The following is a 16,580-nucleotide window of genomic DNA, read 5'->3' as shown; positions in this document are numbered from 1 at the left end:
TATACTTTACTACTAAAGTATTGATACAATATCTTCTTGTGTATTTTCTCCTTTGTTTTTGTTGTACCAAACTTGCAAGTCTGTTTTAAAATCAGCATCTAAGCTTCCATACTTATCTTTGTAATCAATCACCATTTTTGTAGCTATAGTAGGTCTTGGCCCCCAAGTATTGATTACTTCGTTCTCATCATTTAAAGCAATCAGTTTAGGGATTGATCTTCCCCCATTCGTCAAGAACTCATCCATCAACTCTAAGTTTTCATCTCGTAAAACTAGTTTTAAATTGATATTAGGATTTTCTTCTGCTATTTTATTAATTACTGGTAAGTTTTGTGCTGCGTCACCACACCATCCTTCAGTTAATACTAACCAAGTTTGTGGCTCTTTTATATCTTTAATTTTAGCAAGCGTTTCTTCAGTTAATTTTACCGTTTTATCTAAACGCTTCATCCGTTTATCATTTAACTTACTATAGTTTAATAAATCATCTGATTGATTAGGACCTGTAGATTTTCCTTGTGACAATAAATCACTTACTAAACCTCTATATTCGTTGTAAGACAGTGCTTTTTGTAAGCTATTTTGAATAATTTTTTTCATCGTTAACATGTTGTTATTACAAAGGTATTTTATCTATAATAAATGTTACGTAACCAAAGTTACAATTCATTATAAAACTTGAATAACGTAGACGAAAACATACATGTAACCTTACACTTCTGCTGACTCTTGGGTTTTAGCTTGTAAATTGGTAATAATATCTTTAGTCATAGAAGCTAAATCAAACTGATGTCTCCAGCCCCAATCTTTTCTTGCTGTAGAATCATCAATTACTTGAGGCCAACTATCAGCAATCGCTTGTCTAAAGTCTGGATTATATGTAATGGTAAACTCTGGAATGTATTTTTTAATTTCTGTAGCTATTTCAGCTGGTGTAAAACTAATTGCCGCTAAGTTGTATGAAGTTCTTGTTTTAATATTCTCTTCATCTGCTTGCATTAATTGAATAGTCGCATTGATAGCATCGTCCATATACATCATTGGTAAACGAGTATTTTCTGATAAAAAGCACTCAAATGTTCCTTTTTTCAATGCATCAAAGTAAATATCAACAGCATAATCGGTAGTTCCACCTCCTGGTAACGTTTTCCAGCTTATAATTCCTGGATAACGGATGCTTCGTACATCTACCCCATATTTATCATGGTAATAATTACACCAATGCTCTCCTGCTACTTTACTTATTCCGTAAACCGTAGAAGGTTCCATAATAGTTTGTTGTGGCGTATTCATTTTTGGTGATGTTGGGCCAAAAGCTGCCATTGAACTTGGCCAATACACTTTTTGAATATGCTTTTCTTTAGCCAACTCTAATACAGCTAATAACGAAGTCATGTTTAAATCCCAGCCTTTTAACGGATATTTTTCAGCGGTTGCTGATAACATAGCTGCCATTAAATACACTTGGGTTACTTTATATTTTTGAACAACACTTAAAATTTGTTCTTGGTTGGTAGCATCGATAATTTCAAAAGGTCCGGAACTCATCATTTCTGCATTTCCTTCTCTAATATCGGAAGCTATTACATTTTCTATTCCATAAATAGAACGTAATTTTTGGGTTAATTCTGTTCCTATTTGCCCGCAAGCTCCTAAAATTAATATCGTATCGCTCATTTTTAATTATTCAAAAATACATGTTTGCAAAGTTATTAAATTTAAGATTTCGCAAAAAGTATTTGTTCTTTTTTAACTATCTACAAAAGAGGCTGCTAATCTACTGATTTCAAACTTCTAATTCAATTCTACAAAGAATACCAAGTAAAATATGTACTTTTATCCCTTAATTATTTTATTGAAATGAGTCGTTTTTTATTTGTTATTGCTTCATTATTTTTTTTAGCTACTTCTTGTAAAAAAAAAGAAGAACAAAAGGAAGAGTTACCTACTAAAACTGAAATGAATATTTCGGTTAAGCATACTGATTATTCTGAAGTAAATAAAAATTACATTGACGAAATTAAACCTTGGAAAGAATATTTTACTGTTGAAGATTTTTTACAAGAATTAAAAAACACTACTCCTATTGAGGCTTTAAATAATGCATTAGAGCTAAAAACACTTACTAAACAACTTAAAGATAGTTTAAATATTGAGACGCTTAAAACACCTGCTTTTAAGGCTCGTATTAATGTTTTTGAAAATGAAACTTTACGTTTAGCAGATATGACCTTTATTCCATCTATTTCTGCTAATCAAGTTAATAGTCAGGTTGAAAAAATAATGATGCTTTTTAGTAGTGTTAACGATAAGATTAATACAGTTTACACAAAGAAAAAGTTTGATAGCGAAATAAACTTAGATAGTTTATTTAAGAATCAATAGTTTTTAAGGCTTCATATATTAAACTACTTTCAAACCCTCTGTATAAAAGATAATCAGCAATTTTCTTTTTTCGTTTAAAGTGATTGGTTTCTGAGACTGATGCATTCTTTTTCTCTATCAAGTTGTATAAGGTTTTGATGTATTCTTCTTCTTCAATCTCTTTTAATGCAGATTTTATGTTATAAGCTGTAATATCTCGAAACTTCAACTCTCTAACGATTCGTTCTTTTCCCCATTTTTTTATTCTGAATTTCCCTCTAGCAAAACTTTTTGCAAAACGTTCTTCGTTTAGGAAATTGTGTTCTAATAAGTGTAGTAAAATGTATTCTCTAGCTTCAGGAATTAACTTGTACTCTTTTAATTTCTGTTCTACTTCTTTATGACATCGGTCTTGATACACACAATACTGTTCAATCTTCCTTTTTATTTCTTCAACTGTAAAAACCGGTTTGTTCATAGCACGAAAATATGAATTCTATTTCCATTGATTCAAAAAAGAAATTACCTTTTCTTTATAACTAGCACCTATAGGAATTTCTATTGAGTTTATTTCGATATCGTTAATTGTAAAGGCTGATATTTTATTTGTATTAATAATATATGATCGGTGAACTCTTAGAAAATCTCTATTCAACTTCTCTTCAATATCACTTATTTTGTATTTAGTAACAATACGTTTATCATTAATAACATGAACTTTTATATAGTCTTTTAAGCTTTCTATAAATAATATTTCTTCTATAAAAACTTTATGGTATTTGCTTCCAGATTTCAATAACAAAAACTCTTCTGTGCTTTCATTTTCTTTTATTGAATTATCATTCTTCTTTTTTAACCTCAAAAAACGGTCTATTGCCTTAAAAAAGCGTTCAAAAGTTATCGGTTTTAATAAGTAATCTAACACCTCTAAATCATAACTTTCAAGAGCGTAATCTCTATAAGCTGTAGTAAAAATTGTTTTTGGCGGGTTTTTAATTGTTCTTAAAAAGTCTATCCCTGTAATATTTGGCATTTTTATATCTAAAAATAGCAAGTCTACCTCTTGAGAGCTAATAATTTCAAATGCTTTAAGCGCATTATCACAACTTCCTACTACTTCTAAAGCGGGTATTTTTGAAATATGATTTTCTATTAACTCCCTGGCCAAAGGTTCGTCATCAACCACTAAACATTTTACTTTCATTAGCTTTTTAATTTGAATTAATTTTTAAAATTACCATAAACTTATTCCCCTTATTTTCTATAGTCAAGCTATATTGATTTTGATAAATTAAATCTAATTGCTTTCTAACATTTGACAAACCTATACTCTCCTTTTTTAGAACATAATTTTTTGGAGTTGTATTTGATATTTTAAACATAAAACTATTATCCAAACTCAAAAACTCCATTTTAATTTCAGGCGAACCACTGTCTTCTCCTGCACCATGTTTAAATGCGTTTTCAACTAATGAAAGTAATATCAATGGAGGAATATTGATATCCTTTTTTACGTTATTTATCAAAGTAACTTTTAAACGTGAATCGTACCGTAGCTTTTCTAATTCTATATAATTTTCTATCAACTTAATTTCATTAGAAAGCAAAACAAACTTAGTATTACATCTATACAATACATAATCTAACATTTCTGATAATTTACCTATTGATGTTGGTGTTTTAGGTGAGTTACTCAAAGATAAACTATAAATATTATTCAGAGTATTAAATAAAAAGTGTGGATTTAGTTGTGCCTTAAGTACTTTTAATTCACTCTCAGACTTTTCTTTACTCAATAACAAATCTCTTTCTTTTATTTTTCGGTAATCAATAAAATATTTCACAAAAAGAAAAATTAACACTACCAAAAGTAGACTTGGAGCATAATGGGCCAATAATTTTTTCCAATCTGTTAAAATTTCTAGAATAGGTTCTTGTCTAAAAGGAGGTTTTCTCACCAAAGTTTCTCCCACATGAACAACCATTATTCTATCTAAAACACTAAAAACATAGACTCCTATTACAAACAATAAGACTGATAACACATATTTCCTTTTTAGCAAGAAATTGGGTATAACATAATAAGCAAAAAAGTATGATGCTAATATTTGGCTTGTTAAAATACACATATCCATTACCAAAATAGCATATATTGGATCCTCCCCTAAGATAAATTCTCTAGGTATGTTCAACAATAAAATAGTAATCCAAAAAATCACGTGATTTAATGCTCTTTTAGACTGCGTATACTTAATTACTTTATTAATAGTTTTCATAAGCGTAAATATATTCATTACTTATTCTTTATTGATTACTATCGACAAACTCAGCTTTTTTTCCCCTCAATAAACTCTTTTTTAGCTTTAAATTGTTCGTCTATTAAATAATCCTTTATACGTCGATTATTTGTAGCACTTCATCTATAACAGCAAACCTGCGTGTTTTTTAGATTCATCTTTGCTTTATAATTTATAATATTAAGTAATAATGAAAAAGTTTTTATGTATCCTACTACTATTCATCTCTATTCAGTTATCTGCTCAAATAACGCTTACTGGTAAGGTTGTAGAAAAAAACACCAAACAACCTTTAGAGTTTGCCACTATAATTTTAACCAACCCAACCACAAATGAAATTGTTGCTGGAGAATCCACTAATAGTGACGGAGAGTTTTTAATGAACATCAAAAAAGGTGATTATAATATTAAAGTGGAGTTTATCGGTTTCAAAAACTATTCAATGAATAATGTTTCACTAACCAAAAACCAATCACTTCAAACTATTCTTCTTCAAGAAGACGCTCAAGCTTTGGACGAAGTTGAAATTACCGCTGAAAAATCTACCACAGAGTACAAACTAGATAAACGCGTTTTTAATGTTGGAAAAGATTTAGTTTCTAAAGGTGGTTCTGTTAATGATGTTTTAAATAACGTTCCGTCAGTGAGTGTAGATATTGAAGGAGGTATAAGCTTACGAGGCAATCCGAATGTTTGTATTTTAATTAATGGAAAACCTTCTGTTTTAACAGCAAACAATGGCTTAGAATCAATTCCTTCCGAAAACATAGAAAAGGTTGAAGTAGTAACAAACCCTTCTGCTAAATACGATGCTAGTGGAACTGCTGGAATCATCAATATTATCTTAAAGAAAAATAAAAGTGGTGGTTTTGGTAGCTCTTTACAGCTAACTACTGGAATCCCTGACAATCATAGTATCAACTACAATATGAACTACAAAAAAGAGAAATTCAATTTATTTTCTAATATTGGATATCGTTATATGTCTTTCGATGGAAATGGTTATTTGAACAGAACTAATCTCGATAATGGGGTAATAACCTCTTATTCTAACAGAATAACTAACACCAACAGAAATCGCAAAACTTTTAACCTGTACTTTGGAAGTGATTATTACATTAATGATAAAAACACCCTTACCTTAAGTTACTATCATCGAAATAATACTAGCAAAAACAATGTTGATTATACCTTTAATTTTTTAGACAACGCACAACAAACAGATAGTATTCTTACTACACAAGAATCATATAGAGAACCTCAAAAAGCCAATCAAATTGAATTAAACTATGTAAAAACATTCGCTAAAGAAGGGCAAAAATTCACTGCTAATTTTCAATACGATTTTTGGAATGATGACGAAAATGAATTAGTCAAAGAGCAACAGCAGTTTCCTACAACCTCAGCTATAAACACCTTACAAAGTAGAGACATCGAAAGCAGTAAAGATTTTTTATTCCAATCTGACTTTAAACTACCTATTTCTGAAAAATCACATTTGGAGATGGGAATAAAAGGAGAAATCAGGAATATTGACAGTGATTATAAGGTTTGGGATAATACTGTTTTAATTGATAGCTTAAACAACTTATTAAAGTACAACGAACGTATTTATGGAGTTTATATTCAATATGCAAACAAAAAAGATAAACTTCAATATTTATTAGGCTTACGTGCTGAACATGCAAATACTGGAAGTACGGATAGAAATAATCAATTCAAAACCGATAAAAAGTATACTGATTTATTTCCTACTGCCCATTTCACATATAGTTTTAATCAAGCTACTAACTTACAATTAAGTTACAGTAGAAGAATTAGACGTCCTAGCTTTTGGCATCTAAACCCTTTTGGAGGAATCTCTGACCGTAGAAATATACGTGTAGGTAATCCTGATTTAAACCCGATGTATACAAATTCTTTCGAACTAGGATTATTAAAAAGATGGAGTAAGTTTACCTTTAACCCGTCGATATACTACCAACATACTACAAATATTTTTGAAACTTTAGTTACAACAAATTCATTTGGTGCCTTGGTATCTAAACCTATTAACTCAGGAACTGAAAAAAGATTTGGCGCTGAGTTAGCCATTCGATATTCTCCTTATAAATGGTGGAGACTATCTAGTGAATTCAACTATTATTCTTTCAACCAAAGTGGAATATATACTGTTGACGACGACGCATGGTCTACTCGTTTAAATTCTAGAATGAAGTTTTCAAGATTAACTATTCAATCTAGTTTTAATTATCAAGGAGAAAGACAAAGCGGACAAATAGCTACTGAAGCTCAGTACAGAGCTAACTTAGGAATAAGTAAAGATCTTTGGAACGACAAAGCCACACTTACTTTAAACATGAACAACATTTTCGATTCTAGAGTAAGTAAACAGTTAATTACTGGCGAAAATTACACAGCAACTAGATATAACAAGCCTATTGGCAGATATACTTCTTTAACTTTTACTTACCGATTTAACAGAACTAAAAAAGATAGAGATCGTTTACCTGATTAATTTCTTTGTTTTACAAAAAGAAAAAAAGGGTTAAAAGCAAATTGCTTTTAACCCTTTTTACAGTTAACAAAAAATCAATTATAAAACGCTACGTAACCACATTTTAAACTTAGTGATTAAGTAGAATAATATCGGTACTACAATTAATGTTAAGAAGGTTGCTATAAATAATCCGTAAATAACAGTCCATGCTAATGGGCCCCAGAAAATTACATTATCTCCTCCAACATATATGTGTGGATTTAACTCACTAGCTAAGGTAAAAAAATTAATATTTAACCCTGTTGCTAATGGAATTAACCCTAAAATGGTTGTAATTGCTGTTAAAAGTACTGGACGTAAACGTGCCTTACCTCCTCTAATAATTGCTTCGCCTAGTGTGTTTACATCAACATAATCTTCTTCTTTTAATCCTTGCTCTACTTTTTTACGGTCTATTAATAACTGAGTATAATCCAAGAGTACTACTCCGTTATTTACCACAATACCCGCAAGTGAAATAATCCCCATCATAGTCATCATAATTACGAATGGTTTTGCAGTAATAATCAACCCTCCAAATACACCTATTAAACTTAAGAAGATTGCTAGCATAATGATTGCTGGCTTAGAAACAGAATTAAACTGGAAAATTAATATTAAAAAAATTAATCCTAAACCTCCAAAAAATGCTTTCATCAAGAATGCCATTTGTTTATTTTGCTCTTCAATTTGCCCTGTATAGTCAACTCTTACTGTCACTGGTTTTTCAGTAAATGTTTTCATTTCATTTTGAATTGTAGAAACAATTGCTGCTGCATCTGTATAACCTGGTGCTAAAGCAGAGTATACTGTTACTACTCGCTTAACGTCTTTGTGCTTAATTGCACTAAACCCAGAAGTATTTGTTTGTTCTGCCACTGCAGAGACAGGAATTTCTTTAATTGTTCCTGTAGCCATGTCTCTAAAAGTAATTTTCTGATTGAAAATCGCGCTTTTATTATATCTGTTTTCTTTATTAAAACGAACATAGATATCGTAATCATCACCATCTTCTTTGTAAACTCCCGCTTTTGATCCAAAAATAGCATTACGCAACTGGTTTCCTACTTGCGATGAGCTTACTCCTAATTCTCCAGCCTTCTTACGATCAACATTTACCAACATTGATGGTTTAGATTTATTTACATCAATCTTTAACTCATCAATACCTGCAATACTTTTTGAGTTAATAAAGTCACGCATTTTTTCAGCGGTATTGATTAATTCTGCATAATCATTTCCTTCTAACTCAATGTTAATAGGATATCCTGCTGGTGGCCCTACCGCTTCTTTTTCTACTGAAATTTCTAATCCTGGGTAAATTCCTCGTAAAGCTTCTGTTACTTTCTTTTGTAACTCTTTACTATCTGCTCCTCTACGGTACTTATACTCCCGCATCGAGGCAGTAATTTTTCCTCGGTGTGGCATTTCTGCTGTTGAACCTCCATCTGTTTGTGGATTTCCTGATCCAGCTCCTACCTGAGATACGACACTCTCTACTAAGAAATTGTATCCATTATCAACATACTCAGGAGCATTTAACACTTTATAAACTCGTTCTTCCAAATCTTTCATAATCAGATTTGTTTTTTCTATATCTGTTCCTTGCGGATACTCGATATACACAATAATCTGATTCGGGGTATTATCTGGGAAAAACTCAACTTTTGTACGTTGACTTCCGATTGAAGCTCCAAATCCACCAAATGCTATAAATAGAAATACAAAAGTTGCAATTGAAATTACATAAGGTCTCCACCCTCTTAGTGCTCCTCGTAACATTTTCTCATAAAAACGTTCCCAACGCGGTAATACTGTATTTTGAAAACGATTTGCCCATGGCCTTAACGCTAATCGATACACCCATAACATGATGGAAGTAAAAATCATAATTGTTCCTATAGCTCTATATGTTCCTCCTAAAAATGCGATTAACAAACCTAATATTGCCATAGTAATTGACAAAATTATGATACGTCTCAGTGGCATATTTTTATCTTCTACACTCATAAGCTGTGATACCATTACCGAGTTGAAGAAAATTGCTACAAATAATGAAGAACCTAATACAACTGACAGTGTTACTGGAAAATAAATCATAAACTGCCCCATAGTTCCAGGCCACATTCCTAAAGGAATAAATGCCGCTACTGTTGTTGCTGTTGAGATAATAATTGGAAATGCAATTTCACCGATCCCTTTTTTAGCCGCTTCAATTCTTGGCATACCCTCATCCATCAAACGGTATACGTTTTCAACAACTACAATACCATTATCTACTAACATTCCCAACCCCATAATTAATCCGAAGAGAATCATGGTGTTCATCGTATACCCTAGCCAACTTAATATCATTAATGACATGAACATTGACATTGGAATGGCAAATCCTACGAATAAGGCATTTTTAAACCCTAAAAAGAACATTAGTACTAAAACTACTAAGATTACCCCAAAAATGATATTATTAACTAAATCATCTACCTGACCAATGGTTTTTGAAGATTGATCATTAGCAATAGTTACTTTTAAATTACTTGGGAATATATTGGCTTTGGTGTCTTCTACAATTTTCTGAATTTTTTCAGCAGCTTCTACCATGTTTTTTCCTGAACGTTTTTTTACATCCAGCATTACTACTGCCTCTCCAAACTCACGAGCATACGTAGTTTTATCTTTATCTTTAAAAGAAACTTTTGCAATATCTTGTAGATAAATTGAGTTTCCTTTTTCCGATTTTACTACAAAATCTTGTAACTCTTGTGGATCTTCAATTTCTCCTAAAATTCTAACAGTACGTCGCTGTCCACTAGCAATTAAATTACCTGCCGACATTGTTAAGTTACCTCCATTAATTGCGTTAATTACATCTTGGAAACTTACTTGTGCTGCCATCATTTTGTAAATATCTACTGCTACCTCGACTTCTTTTTCTTCAGCACCACGGATATCTACTTTTTTTATTTCTTGTAAATCTTCAATTTCATCTTCTAAATACTCACCAAATTCTTTTAATTTATCAACTGGGTAATCTCCAGAGATATTAATATTTAAAATTGGCATTTCTTCAGAAATACTTAGCTCAAAAACATTTGGTTCTACTTTCGCTCCGTTAAATGTAGGCCAATCTTCACCTGAAGTTTCTTGGTCAATTTCATCTTTTACTTTTTGTTTTGCTTGATCTACACTAATGTTTTCGTCAAACTCAACCACCACCATCGAATAATCTTCTTGTGATGTTGAAGTTATTTCAACTACATTACTTACCGTTTTTAGTTTATCTTCTAACGGATCGGTAATTAGTTTTTCAATATCTTCAGCAGTATTCCCTGGATATACAGAGCTTATATAAATTTTGGTTTCTCTAATCTCTGGAAAGTTTTCTCTTGGCATACTTAAAAAGGCAGAAATCCCCATAATAAGTATCATAACCATCATTACATAAATGGTTGTTTTGTTGTTAATTGCCCAAGAGGATAAGCCAAATTCTTTATCTACTTGTTTTTTTTGTTTTTTATCAGCCATTAGACTTTAGTTTTTAGTCATTAGTGTTTTTAAGATACTTTTGAAGACTGCTTATCATCTTTGATAGTTCTTCTAATTTTTCTCTTAAATTATTTTCTTCTTCTATTGAAATATACTTTTGATTTTTAGCGATTGCTACACAAACCACACATTCTTTAACAGAACCTAATGCTATTTGCAAAAATCTAGAAAATTGTGGGTTTGTATCTCCTGAGCCTTCTGCAATATTTAATGCTACAGAAGTGGCTACTCTTATGAATTGTGACGTTAATCGATAGTTTTCTTCTTTTGGAAACGTATTGCTAACTTTATAAACGACATCTACAAAATCAAGTGATTTTTGATACACTTTTAAATCTTCGAACTTGAATTTAATTTCTTTCATTCTACCGACTAAAAAACTATTGACTAACAGCTAACACCTTAACCTCTTGTCCGTTTTTTACACTACGAGCTCCTTCTTCAATAATTTTTGTTCCGCTTTCAATTCCACTTAAAACTTCAATAATATCTCCTTGAGTTTTTCCTGTAGTTATAATTATTTGCTTAGCAGTTCCAACCTGATCTTTGATGTTTTCTACTATATATACATATTGTTCTCCTTTAGCATTTTCTGAAATAATACTTTGAGGAATTAAAATTGCATTTTCATTAGAGTAATCATTGATTTTTAACTTCGCTGTTAAATTCGGTTTTATGCTTCCATCTTTATTTGGAACTTCAACTTCAACCTTGAATGTTCTATTAGCTGGATTGATAAAATTACCTGCTTGACGAATTTTAGACGTTAATTTTTCTCCTAAAACTGGAAACTCAACTTCAACATTTTTTCCTTTTTTTATAGAACTAATATAACTTTCAGGCACATCTGTTTCGATATACATGTTTTTTAAGTTTACTATTCTAAAAATCTCAGACCCCATTCCTGGCGCCACTACAGTTCCTTGCTCTTTTATTACATCGTCAATTACTCCTGAAAAAGGTGCAGTGATTACAGACTTTGCTAATTGTCTTCTTAACTGACTAACAGCACTGGTTTGCGCTTCATAATTAGTTTTTGCTTGTAAAAACTGAATTTCTGATCCTATTTTCTGATCCCATAAACGCTTTTGACGCTTATACGTTGTTTCTGCTAATGCTGCTTGAGCTTCAATTTGTGCTAATTGATTCGCTAAACCTCCATCATCAATTTTTGCTAAGGTTTGTCCTTTTTTAACATACTGTCCTTCTTTTACGTAAATACGTGTTAAGAGTCCTGGCATTTCAGGGTAGATTAGTACATTCTGCTTTGTTTGTACTGCCCCTTGTAGCTCTAAATAATGATTAAAAACTTCTTTCTTTGCCGAAAGAACTGTAATTAAAGGAACTTTTTTATTGGTATCTAATTCAGAAATTTTGTTATTTAAAACCTTTATTTCTTCTGATAATGTTTGCATTTGTGTATCTAACGATGCTTTTTTCTCTCGAATTTTAGCTAAATCGTTAGATGCTATTACGTCTTGCACAGACTGCTCTTTTTTACCTCCACATGAAGCTAAAAGCAATGTAATTGCGAATAGTGAATATATTTTTCTCATTATAGTTGATTTTATTTTAGTGGTATGTTTAATGCGTTTTCTAATTGTGCTTTTTTAGCAATTACATTCAACATTGATTGTACGTAATTGTTTTGTTGTGTGTATAACTGATTTTGTGCTTGTAGTAAATCGAAGCTTGAAGAAATTCCTTCAAAAAACTTTACTTGTTGCTTTTTTTCTATTCGTTCAGCTAATGCTAAATTTTTCTTAGCTGTTTCGTAATTTTCAATCCCTAATTGATACTCACTCTTAGCTCTCTCTACCTGTAAGTTTAGCTTTTGTTTTGCTTCTTCTAATCGAATGTCTGCATTTTCTAATGCTATTTTTGCTTGTTTCACTTTTGAGTTTCTTCCAAAAGAACTAAAAATTGGTACATTTAAACTAACTCCTAACAAAGAAGACCCCAACCAACGTTGATTACTATCTAAAAAAGTAAATGAATCAGAAAAAGCTGTCACACCATAATTCACAAAAGCTGATAATGTTGGTAAATATTTACTTTGTTCTAACTTCATCAATAAACGTTTACTTTCCCTGTCATTCTGAGCAATTTTAAAATCGATATGATTATCAATATTAAATTGAGTAGCTAATAAGCTCAAATCGGTATTATCAATAACTAAATTATCTAGAGTAGAGGTTAATGTTAATTTAGTTTCAATTGAATTCCCTAAAGAAACATTTAACATTTGATATGCTATTTCTTTTAATCGTTCAGCATTTCTTAAGTTACTTTCAACGTTTCCTAAAGTGATTTGTAATTGCTCTACGTTTTCTAACTCTGTTAACCCATTATCATAGGTTTTTTGAGTTTCATTTAAGTTTTTCTCAAGTATTTTCTTATTATTCTCTAAAATATCAATTGATTTTTCAGTAACTAACACATTACCATAAGCATTAATAATAGCTTCTCGTGTTGCTAGTTCTGTTTTTTCTTTTGCTTGTTCAGAGATTTTTAAATATGTTTTTGCTGATTGTAAGCCTACCAAATACGAACCATCAAATAATAATTGACTTAAAGTAACAGATGCTTTAGTTGTTTGTTTTTTCGTGAAAATAAGTTCTTCATCCACCCCATCACTGTTAAAATCAACCAATTGCACTTGTTGCTTTAACCAGTTTTGATAATCTACAACTCCATTAATTTGCGGTAAACCTATAGTAGTAGTTTCCCACTTTTTCTTTTTTGCTGCTTCTATATCGTTTAAGGACACTTTATTGTCGTAACTGTTTTTTATAGCATAATCAATTGCTTCTTGCATTGATAAACTCATTTCCTTTTCTTGAGCAATTATATACCCTGTAAAAAAGAACACAAATACACCATATATGTATTTCCTCATTGTTTTTAGTTTTGATTTATTTTTCTTAATTGTTTTTCTAATTCTTTTACTCCCTTAGCCGTTGCAATTGCTCTAATATGGTATTCTAAAATTTCATATTCAATTTCCATAACCTCTTGCATATCGTTACTATACAACTCGCTTTCAAACACCCCAAAAACTAGTGTAAAATAGAAGTTTACTAAAAGGTCTCCATTAGTGTTTGCTCTATACAAACCTTGCTCAACACCTTTTTTCAAGTTATCTACATTACAATCTCTAAACATACACACCTCACGTTCTATCAACTTTGTATATGTTTCTGGGTAATATTTTTTTAACTGATACATTGGTGAAGTTTTTGCATTTTTAAACATTTCTTTAAAAATTGCTTTCACTGCAAATTCTTCTTCTACAGCATTGTAATTTTGACTTTTTACTGTATCAATCGTTTCGCTAATTGTATTATGAACCGATTCTGTACTAGCATCTACCAAAGCTGTTTTATTTGAAAAGTACTTGTACAATGTTTTTTTAGACATCCCAAGTTCTTTCGCAATATCATCCATCGTTGTGCTTTTAAACCCAAGGGTTAAAAACATTTCTCCTGCTTTATTTATTATTTTATCTCTCATAATTGATTGCAAATGTACAACAGGAAACTCTAGAAACAAAAAAAGTTTCCAGAGTTTTAATCTTTTTTTAACATTACGTTATAGTTAAAATTTATCTTTACCTTATTTTTACAAAAAATTTCAAATTTGGACATATTATCATATCAATCAGACTTTATAACTTTTTTAGAATCTCAAAAGTTCTCAAGAGAGCCTAAAAACCTTTACGAACCAGTAGATTATATATTAAGATTAGGGGGTAAGAGAATTCGCCCAATGTTAACCTTAATCGCTGCTGATGTTTTTTCAAACGATTATCAGAAGGCATTACCTGCTGCATTCGCTGTTGAAGTTTTTCATAACTTTACTTTAGTGCATGATGATATAATGGATGATGCTCCTTTAAGGAGAGGAAAGGAAACTGTGCATGAAAAATGGAATATAAATACAGGTATTTTATCTGGTGACGCTATGCTTATTTTAGCATATCAATATTTTGAAAATTACGAACCTGAAATTTTTCAAAAACTAGCACAATTATTTAGCAAGACTGCTTTAGAGGTTTGTGATGGCCAACAGTTAGATGTTGACTTTGAAACTAGAAATGATGTAACCATTGATGAATATATTAAAATGATTACGTTAAAAACATCTGTTTTAGTTGCTGCTGCTTTAAAAATGGGTGCTATTGTTGCTAACGCTAATGAAGAACAAGCCCAACATTTATATAATTACGGTTTAAACTTAGGAATTGCTTTTCAGTTACAAGATGATTATCTAGATACCTTTGGCGACCCAGAATCTTTTGGAAAGCAAGTTGGTGGAGATATTATTGAAAACAAAAAAACATTTCTTTATTTAAAGGCTTTAGAAGTAGCAAATGGTACTGACAAAGAAGATTTATTAAATCTTTACAACGAAAAACAAAAAAATAATACTGAAAAAGTGGCTACTGTTTCGGCTATTTTTAAGGTAAACAACATCCCTCAAGAAACACACAAACTCATTGAGTACTACACAAATAAGTCTTTTGAAAGCCTCGCCCATTTAAACATTCGCGATAAGCACAAAAAGGGCTTACGTCTGTTTGGTGAAAATTTAATGAGCAGAAAAGTGTAAAAAAATAGCTTTTTATTTAAAAAAGTTTTTATTTTTGCAATCCAAATTTAACTGGTCCTATAGCTCAGTTGGTTAGAGCACCTGACTCATAATCAGGTGGTCCATGGTTCGAGTCCATGTGGGACCACCTTTAAAGCTTCACTTTTTGTGAAGCTTTTTTGTTTTCTACTAATTCCCTGTATCAAACTTCAAAACTATCAATTCTTTAATAGCTTCTCAAAGCCAAACTCTTAGTCAACTCACTTACAACACCTAACAACCAAAAGACATATTTTTTTCGTATCTTTAAGACACTCCTCAGAAAAATTTTTCCCAAGAAAAATAAATTATCAATTCACTAGCGATTTAATTTTACAGTACAACCAATGTGTTGAATTAATCAACAATAAACAAATAGAATGAAACAAAACTAAAACTAAAAACTCTTCATTAGTTACAGCACTCTCAGTAAACCTTTATCGCGCAAACTTTATAGAGATGACTACTAAAGAAACTGAACTTAAAGAAAGTATGGGCTTGTTTACCACAAAAAAAGAACCTAGAAAATCTTTTGCCACTTATCAAAGAAATCAAAATAAATTCTACCTCAGCACTTTAAACTTAATTGACAGAAAAGCAGCTATTATGTTAAAAGTAAACGCTACAATACTTTCAGCATCTGTTATTTTCTTTAACTACATTACTGAAATTAACTTCGGTATTAAAATTGCCATTATTTTAATTATAACATCTTTTACTTCTTTAATCTTTTCCATATTAGCTTCTAAACCCAATAGCTTAGCCTTTTACAAACGATTTAAAAGAGATGTTGTTTCTAAATACGAAAAAAGAGAGGAAAACCTTTTTATGATTGGTATGTCTAGCGGCAAGACTTTAGAAGAATACGAAGAAGCTTACAACAAAGTTTTAAATAGTCAAGAATTACAAATAGGGAATCAGGTTCGAACTATGTTTTTATTAGAAAAAGAAATGAAACGCGGTTATTTTCATTTAGAACTAGCTTATAGTAGTTTTTTAGTAGGTTTACTCATCTTAATTTTAGTCCTCTTTTTTGCTAACCTTTAAACTTACTCAATAAAAACCTCGCTTTTTTAGAACGAAGCAAACAAAAACTCAACTCAATCAATAACTAACATTGCTAACACAACTATTTACAATCTAAATTGCTAGAACAATAAAAAACTTTAACCTAAAAGCTCTCTATTAAGATATTTAAATGATAT

At 30.8% G+C, this 16,580-nt stretch carries 14 protein-coding genes and 1 tRNA gene; 5 read left to right on the top strand and 10 right to left on the bottom strand.

The genetic code is table 11. The features are described 5' to 3' along the window. Window positions 1-12: 12 nt before the first annotated feature. Together ACQYZ7_RS04710 and ACQYZ7_RS04705 are read right to left on the bottom strand one after the other, a co-directional pair. The gene (locus ACQYZ7_RS04710; RefSeq protein ID WP_430728616.1) at window positions 13-600 is read right to left on the bottom strand and encodes a thioredoxin family protein; all 588 of its coding nucleotides are present in this window, start codon (window positions 598-600) and stop codon (window positions 13-15) included. Between the two features lie 111 nt (window positions 601-711). Beyond that, window positions 712-1,677 (bottom strand): NAD-dependent epimerase/dehydratase family protein, encoded by a 966-nt coding sequence (locus tag ACQYZ7_RS04705; protein ID WP_430728615.1) that lies wholly within the window; start codon window positions 1,675-1,677, stop codon window positions 712-714. Between the two features lie 183 nt (window positions 1,678-1,860). Between ACQYZ7_RS04705 and ACQYZ7_RS04700 the strand changes: the two genes are divergently transcribed. After that, complete coding sequence (locus tag ACQYZ7_RS04700; protein WP_430728614.1) at window positions 1,861-2,385, top strand: hypothetical protein; 525 nt, start codon at window positions 1,861-1,863, stop codon at window positions 2,383-2,385. On the opposite strand, the gene ACQYZ7_RS04695 is transcribed toward ACQYZ7_RS04700, so the two are convergent. From ACQYZ7_RS04695 to ACQYZ7_RS04685, 3 genes are read right to left on the bottom strand one after another with little or no spacing between them, the layout of a single operon-like run. Further along, a complete protein-coding gene (locus tag ACQYZ7_RS04695) occupies window positions 2,372-2,842 on the bottom strand; it encodes a regulatory protein RecX (protein ID WP_430728613.1) in 471 nt (156 codons plus the stop codon). The two genes, ACQYZ7_RS04700 and ACQYZ7_RS04695, sit on opposite strands and share 14 nt — an antisense overlap. An 18-nt stretch (window positions 2,843-2,860) precedes the next feature. Further along, window positions 2,861-3,568: a LytR/AlgR family response regulator transcription factor gene (locus ACQYZ7_RS04690; RefSeq protein WP_430728612.1), complete on the bottom strand. Its 708-nt coding sequence runs from the start codon at window positions 3,566-3,568 to the stop codon at window positions 2,861-2,863. 7 nt (window positions 3,569-3,575) lie between these two features. Next, complete coding sequence (locus tag ACQYZ7_RS04685) at window positions 3,576-4,640, bottom strand: sensor histidine kinase (protein WP_430728611.1); 1,065 nt, start codon at window positions 4,638-4,640, stop codon at window positions 3,576-3,578. 211 nt (window positions 4,641-4,851) lie between these two features. On the opposite strand from ACQYZ7_RS04685, the gene ACQYZ7_RS04680 reads away from it, so the two are divergent. Further along, entirely contained in the window at window positions 4,852-7,179 is a 2,328-nt protein-coding gene (locus ACQYZ7_RS04680; RefSeq protein ID WP_430728610.1) for a TonB-dependent receptor domain-containing protein, read from the top strand. Window positions 7,180-7,257: 78 nt separating this feature from the next. On the opposite strand, the gene ACQYZ7_RS04675 is transcribed toward ACQYZ7_RS04680, so the two are convergent. From ACQYZ7_RS04675 to ACQYZ7_RS04655, 5 genes are read right to left on the bottom strand one after another with little or no spacing between them, the layout of a single operon-like run. Next, window positions 7,258-10,725: an efflux RND transporter permease subunit gene (locus tag ACQYZ7_RS04675; protein ID WP_430728609.1), complete on the bottom strand. Its 3,468-nt coding sequence runs from the start codon at window positions 10,723-10,725 to the stop codon at window positions 7,258-7,260. Window positions 10,726-10,738: 13 nt separating this feature from the next. Next, entirely contained in the window at window positions 10,739-11,110 is a 372-nt protein-coding gene (locus ACQYZ7_RS04670; RefSeq protein ID WP_430728608.1) for a four helix bundle protein, read from the bottom strand. A gap of 16 nt (window positions 11,111-11,126) precedes the next feature. Further along, complete coding sequence (locus ACQYZ7_RS04665) at window positions 11,127-12,302, bottom strand: efflux RND transporter periplasmic adaptor subunit (RefSeq protein WP_430728607.1); 1,176 nt, start codon at window positions 12,300-12,302, stop codon at window positions 11,127-11,129. Window positions 12,303-12,313: 11 nt separating this feature from the next. Next, window positions 12,314-13,645, bottom strand: coding sequence for a TolC family protein (locus ACQYZ7_RS04660; protein ID WP_430728606.1), 1,332 nt, complete (start codon window positions 13,643-13,645; stop codon window positions 12,314-12,316). A gap of 5 nt (window positions 13,646-13,650) precedes the next feature. Beyond that, window positions 13,651-14,259 (bottom strand): TetR/AcrR family transcriptional regulator, encoded by a 609-nt coding sequence (locus ACQYZ7_RS04655; protein ID WP_430728605.1) that lies wholly within the window; start codon window positions 14,257-14,259, stop codon window positions 13,651-13,653. 126 nt (window positions 14,260-14,385) lie between these two features. On the opposite strand from ACQYZ7_RS04655, the gene ACQYZ7_RS04650 reads away from it, so the two are divergent. The 3 genes from ACQYZ7_RS04650 (at window position 14,386) to ACQYZ7_RS04640 (ending at window position 16,422) form a co-directional block, all read left to right on the top strand. Continuing rightward, entirely contained in the window at window positions 14,386-15,357 is a 972-nt protein-coding gene (locus ACQYZ7_RS04650; protein WP_430728604.1) for a polyprenyl synthetase family protein, read from the top strand. Between the two features lie 53 nt (window positions 15,358-15,410). After that, window positions 15,411-15,484, top strand: a tRNA-Ile gene (locus tag ACQYZ7_RS04645). A gap of 350 nt (window positions 15,485-15,834) precedes the next feature. Then, entirely contained in the window at window positions 15,835-16,422 is a 588-nt protein-coding gene (locus tag ACQYZ7_RS04640; protein ID WP_430728603.1) for a hypothetical protein, read from the top strand. Window positions 16,423-16,580: the final 158 nt, after the last annotated feature.

Origin of the sequence: Tenacibaculum sp. SDUM215027, from assembly GCF_050566205.1 — a bacterium.
In the GTDB taxonomy this organism is placed as follows: Bacteria; Bacteroidota; Bacteroidia; order Flavobacteriales; family Flavobacteriaceae; genus Polaribacter.
This window is presented reverse-complemented; position numbering and strand designations above follow the sequence as displayed.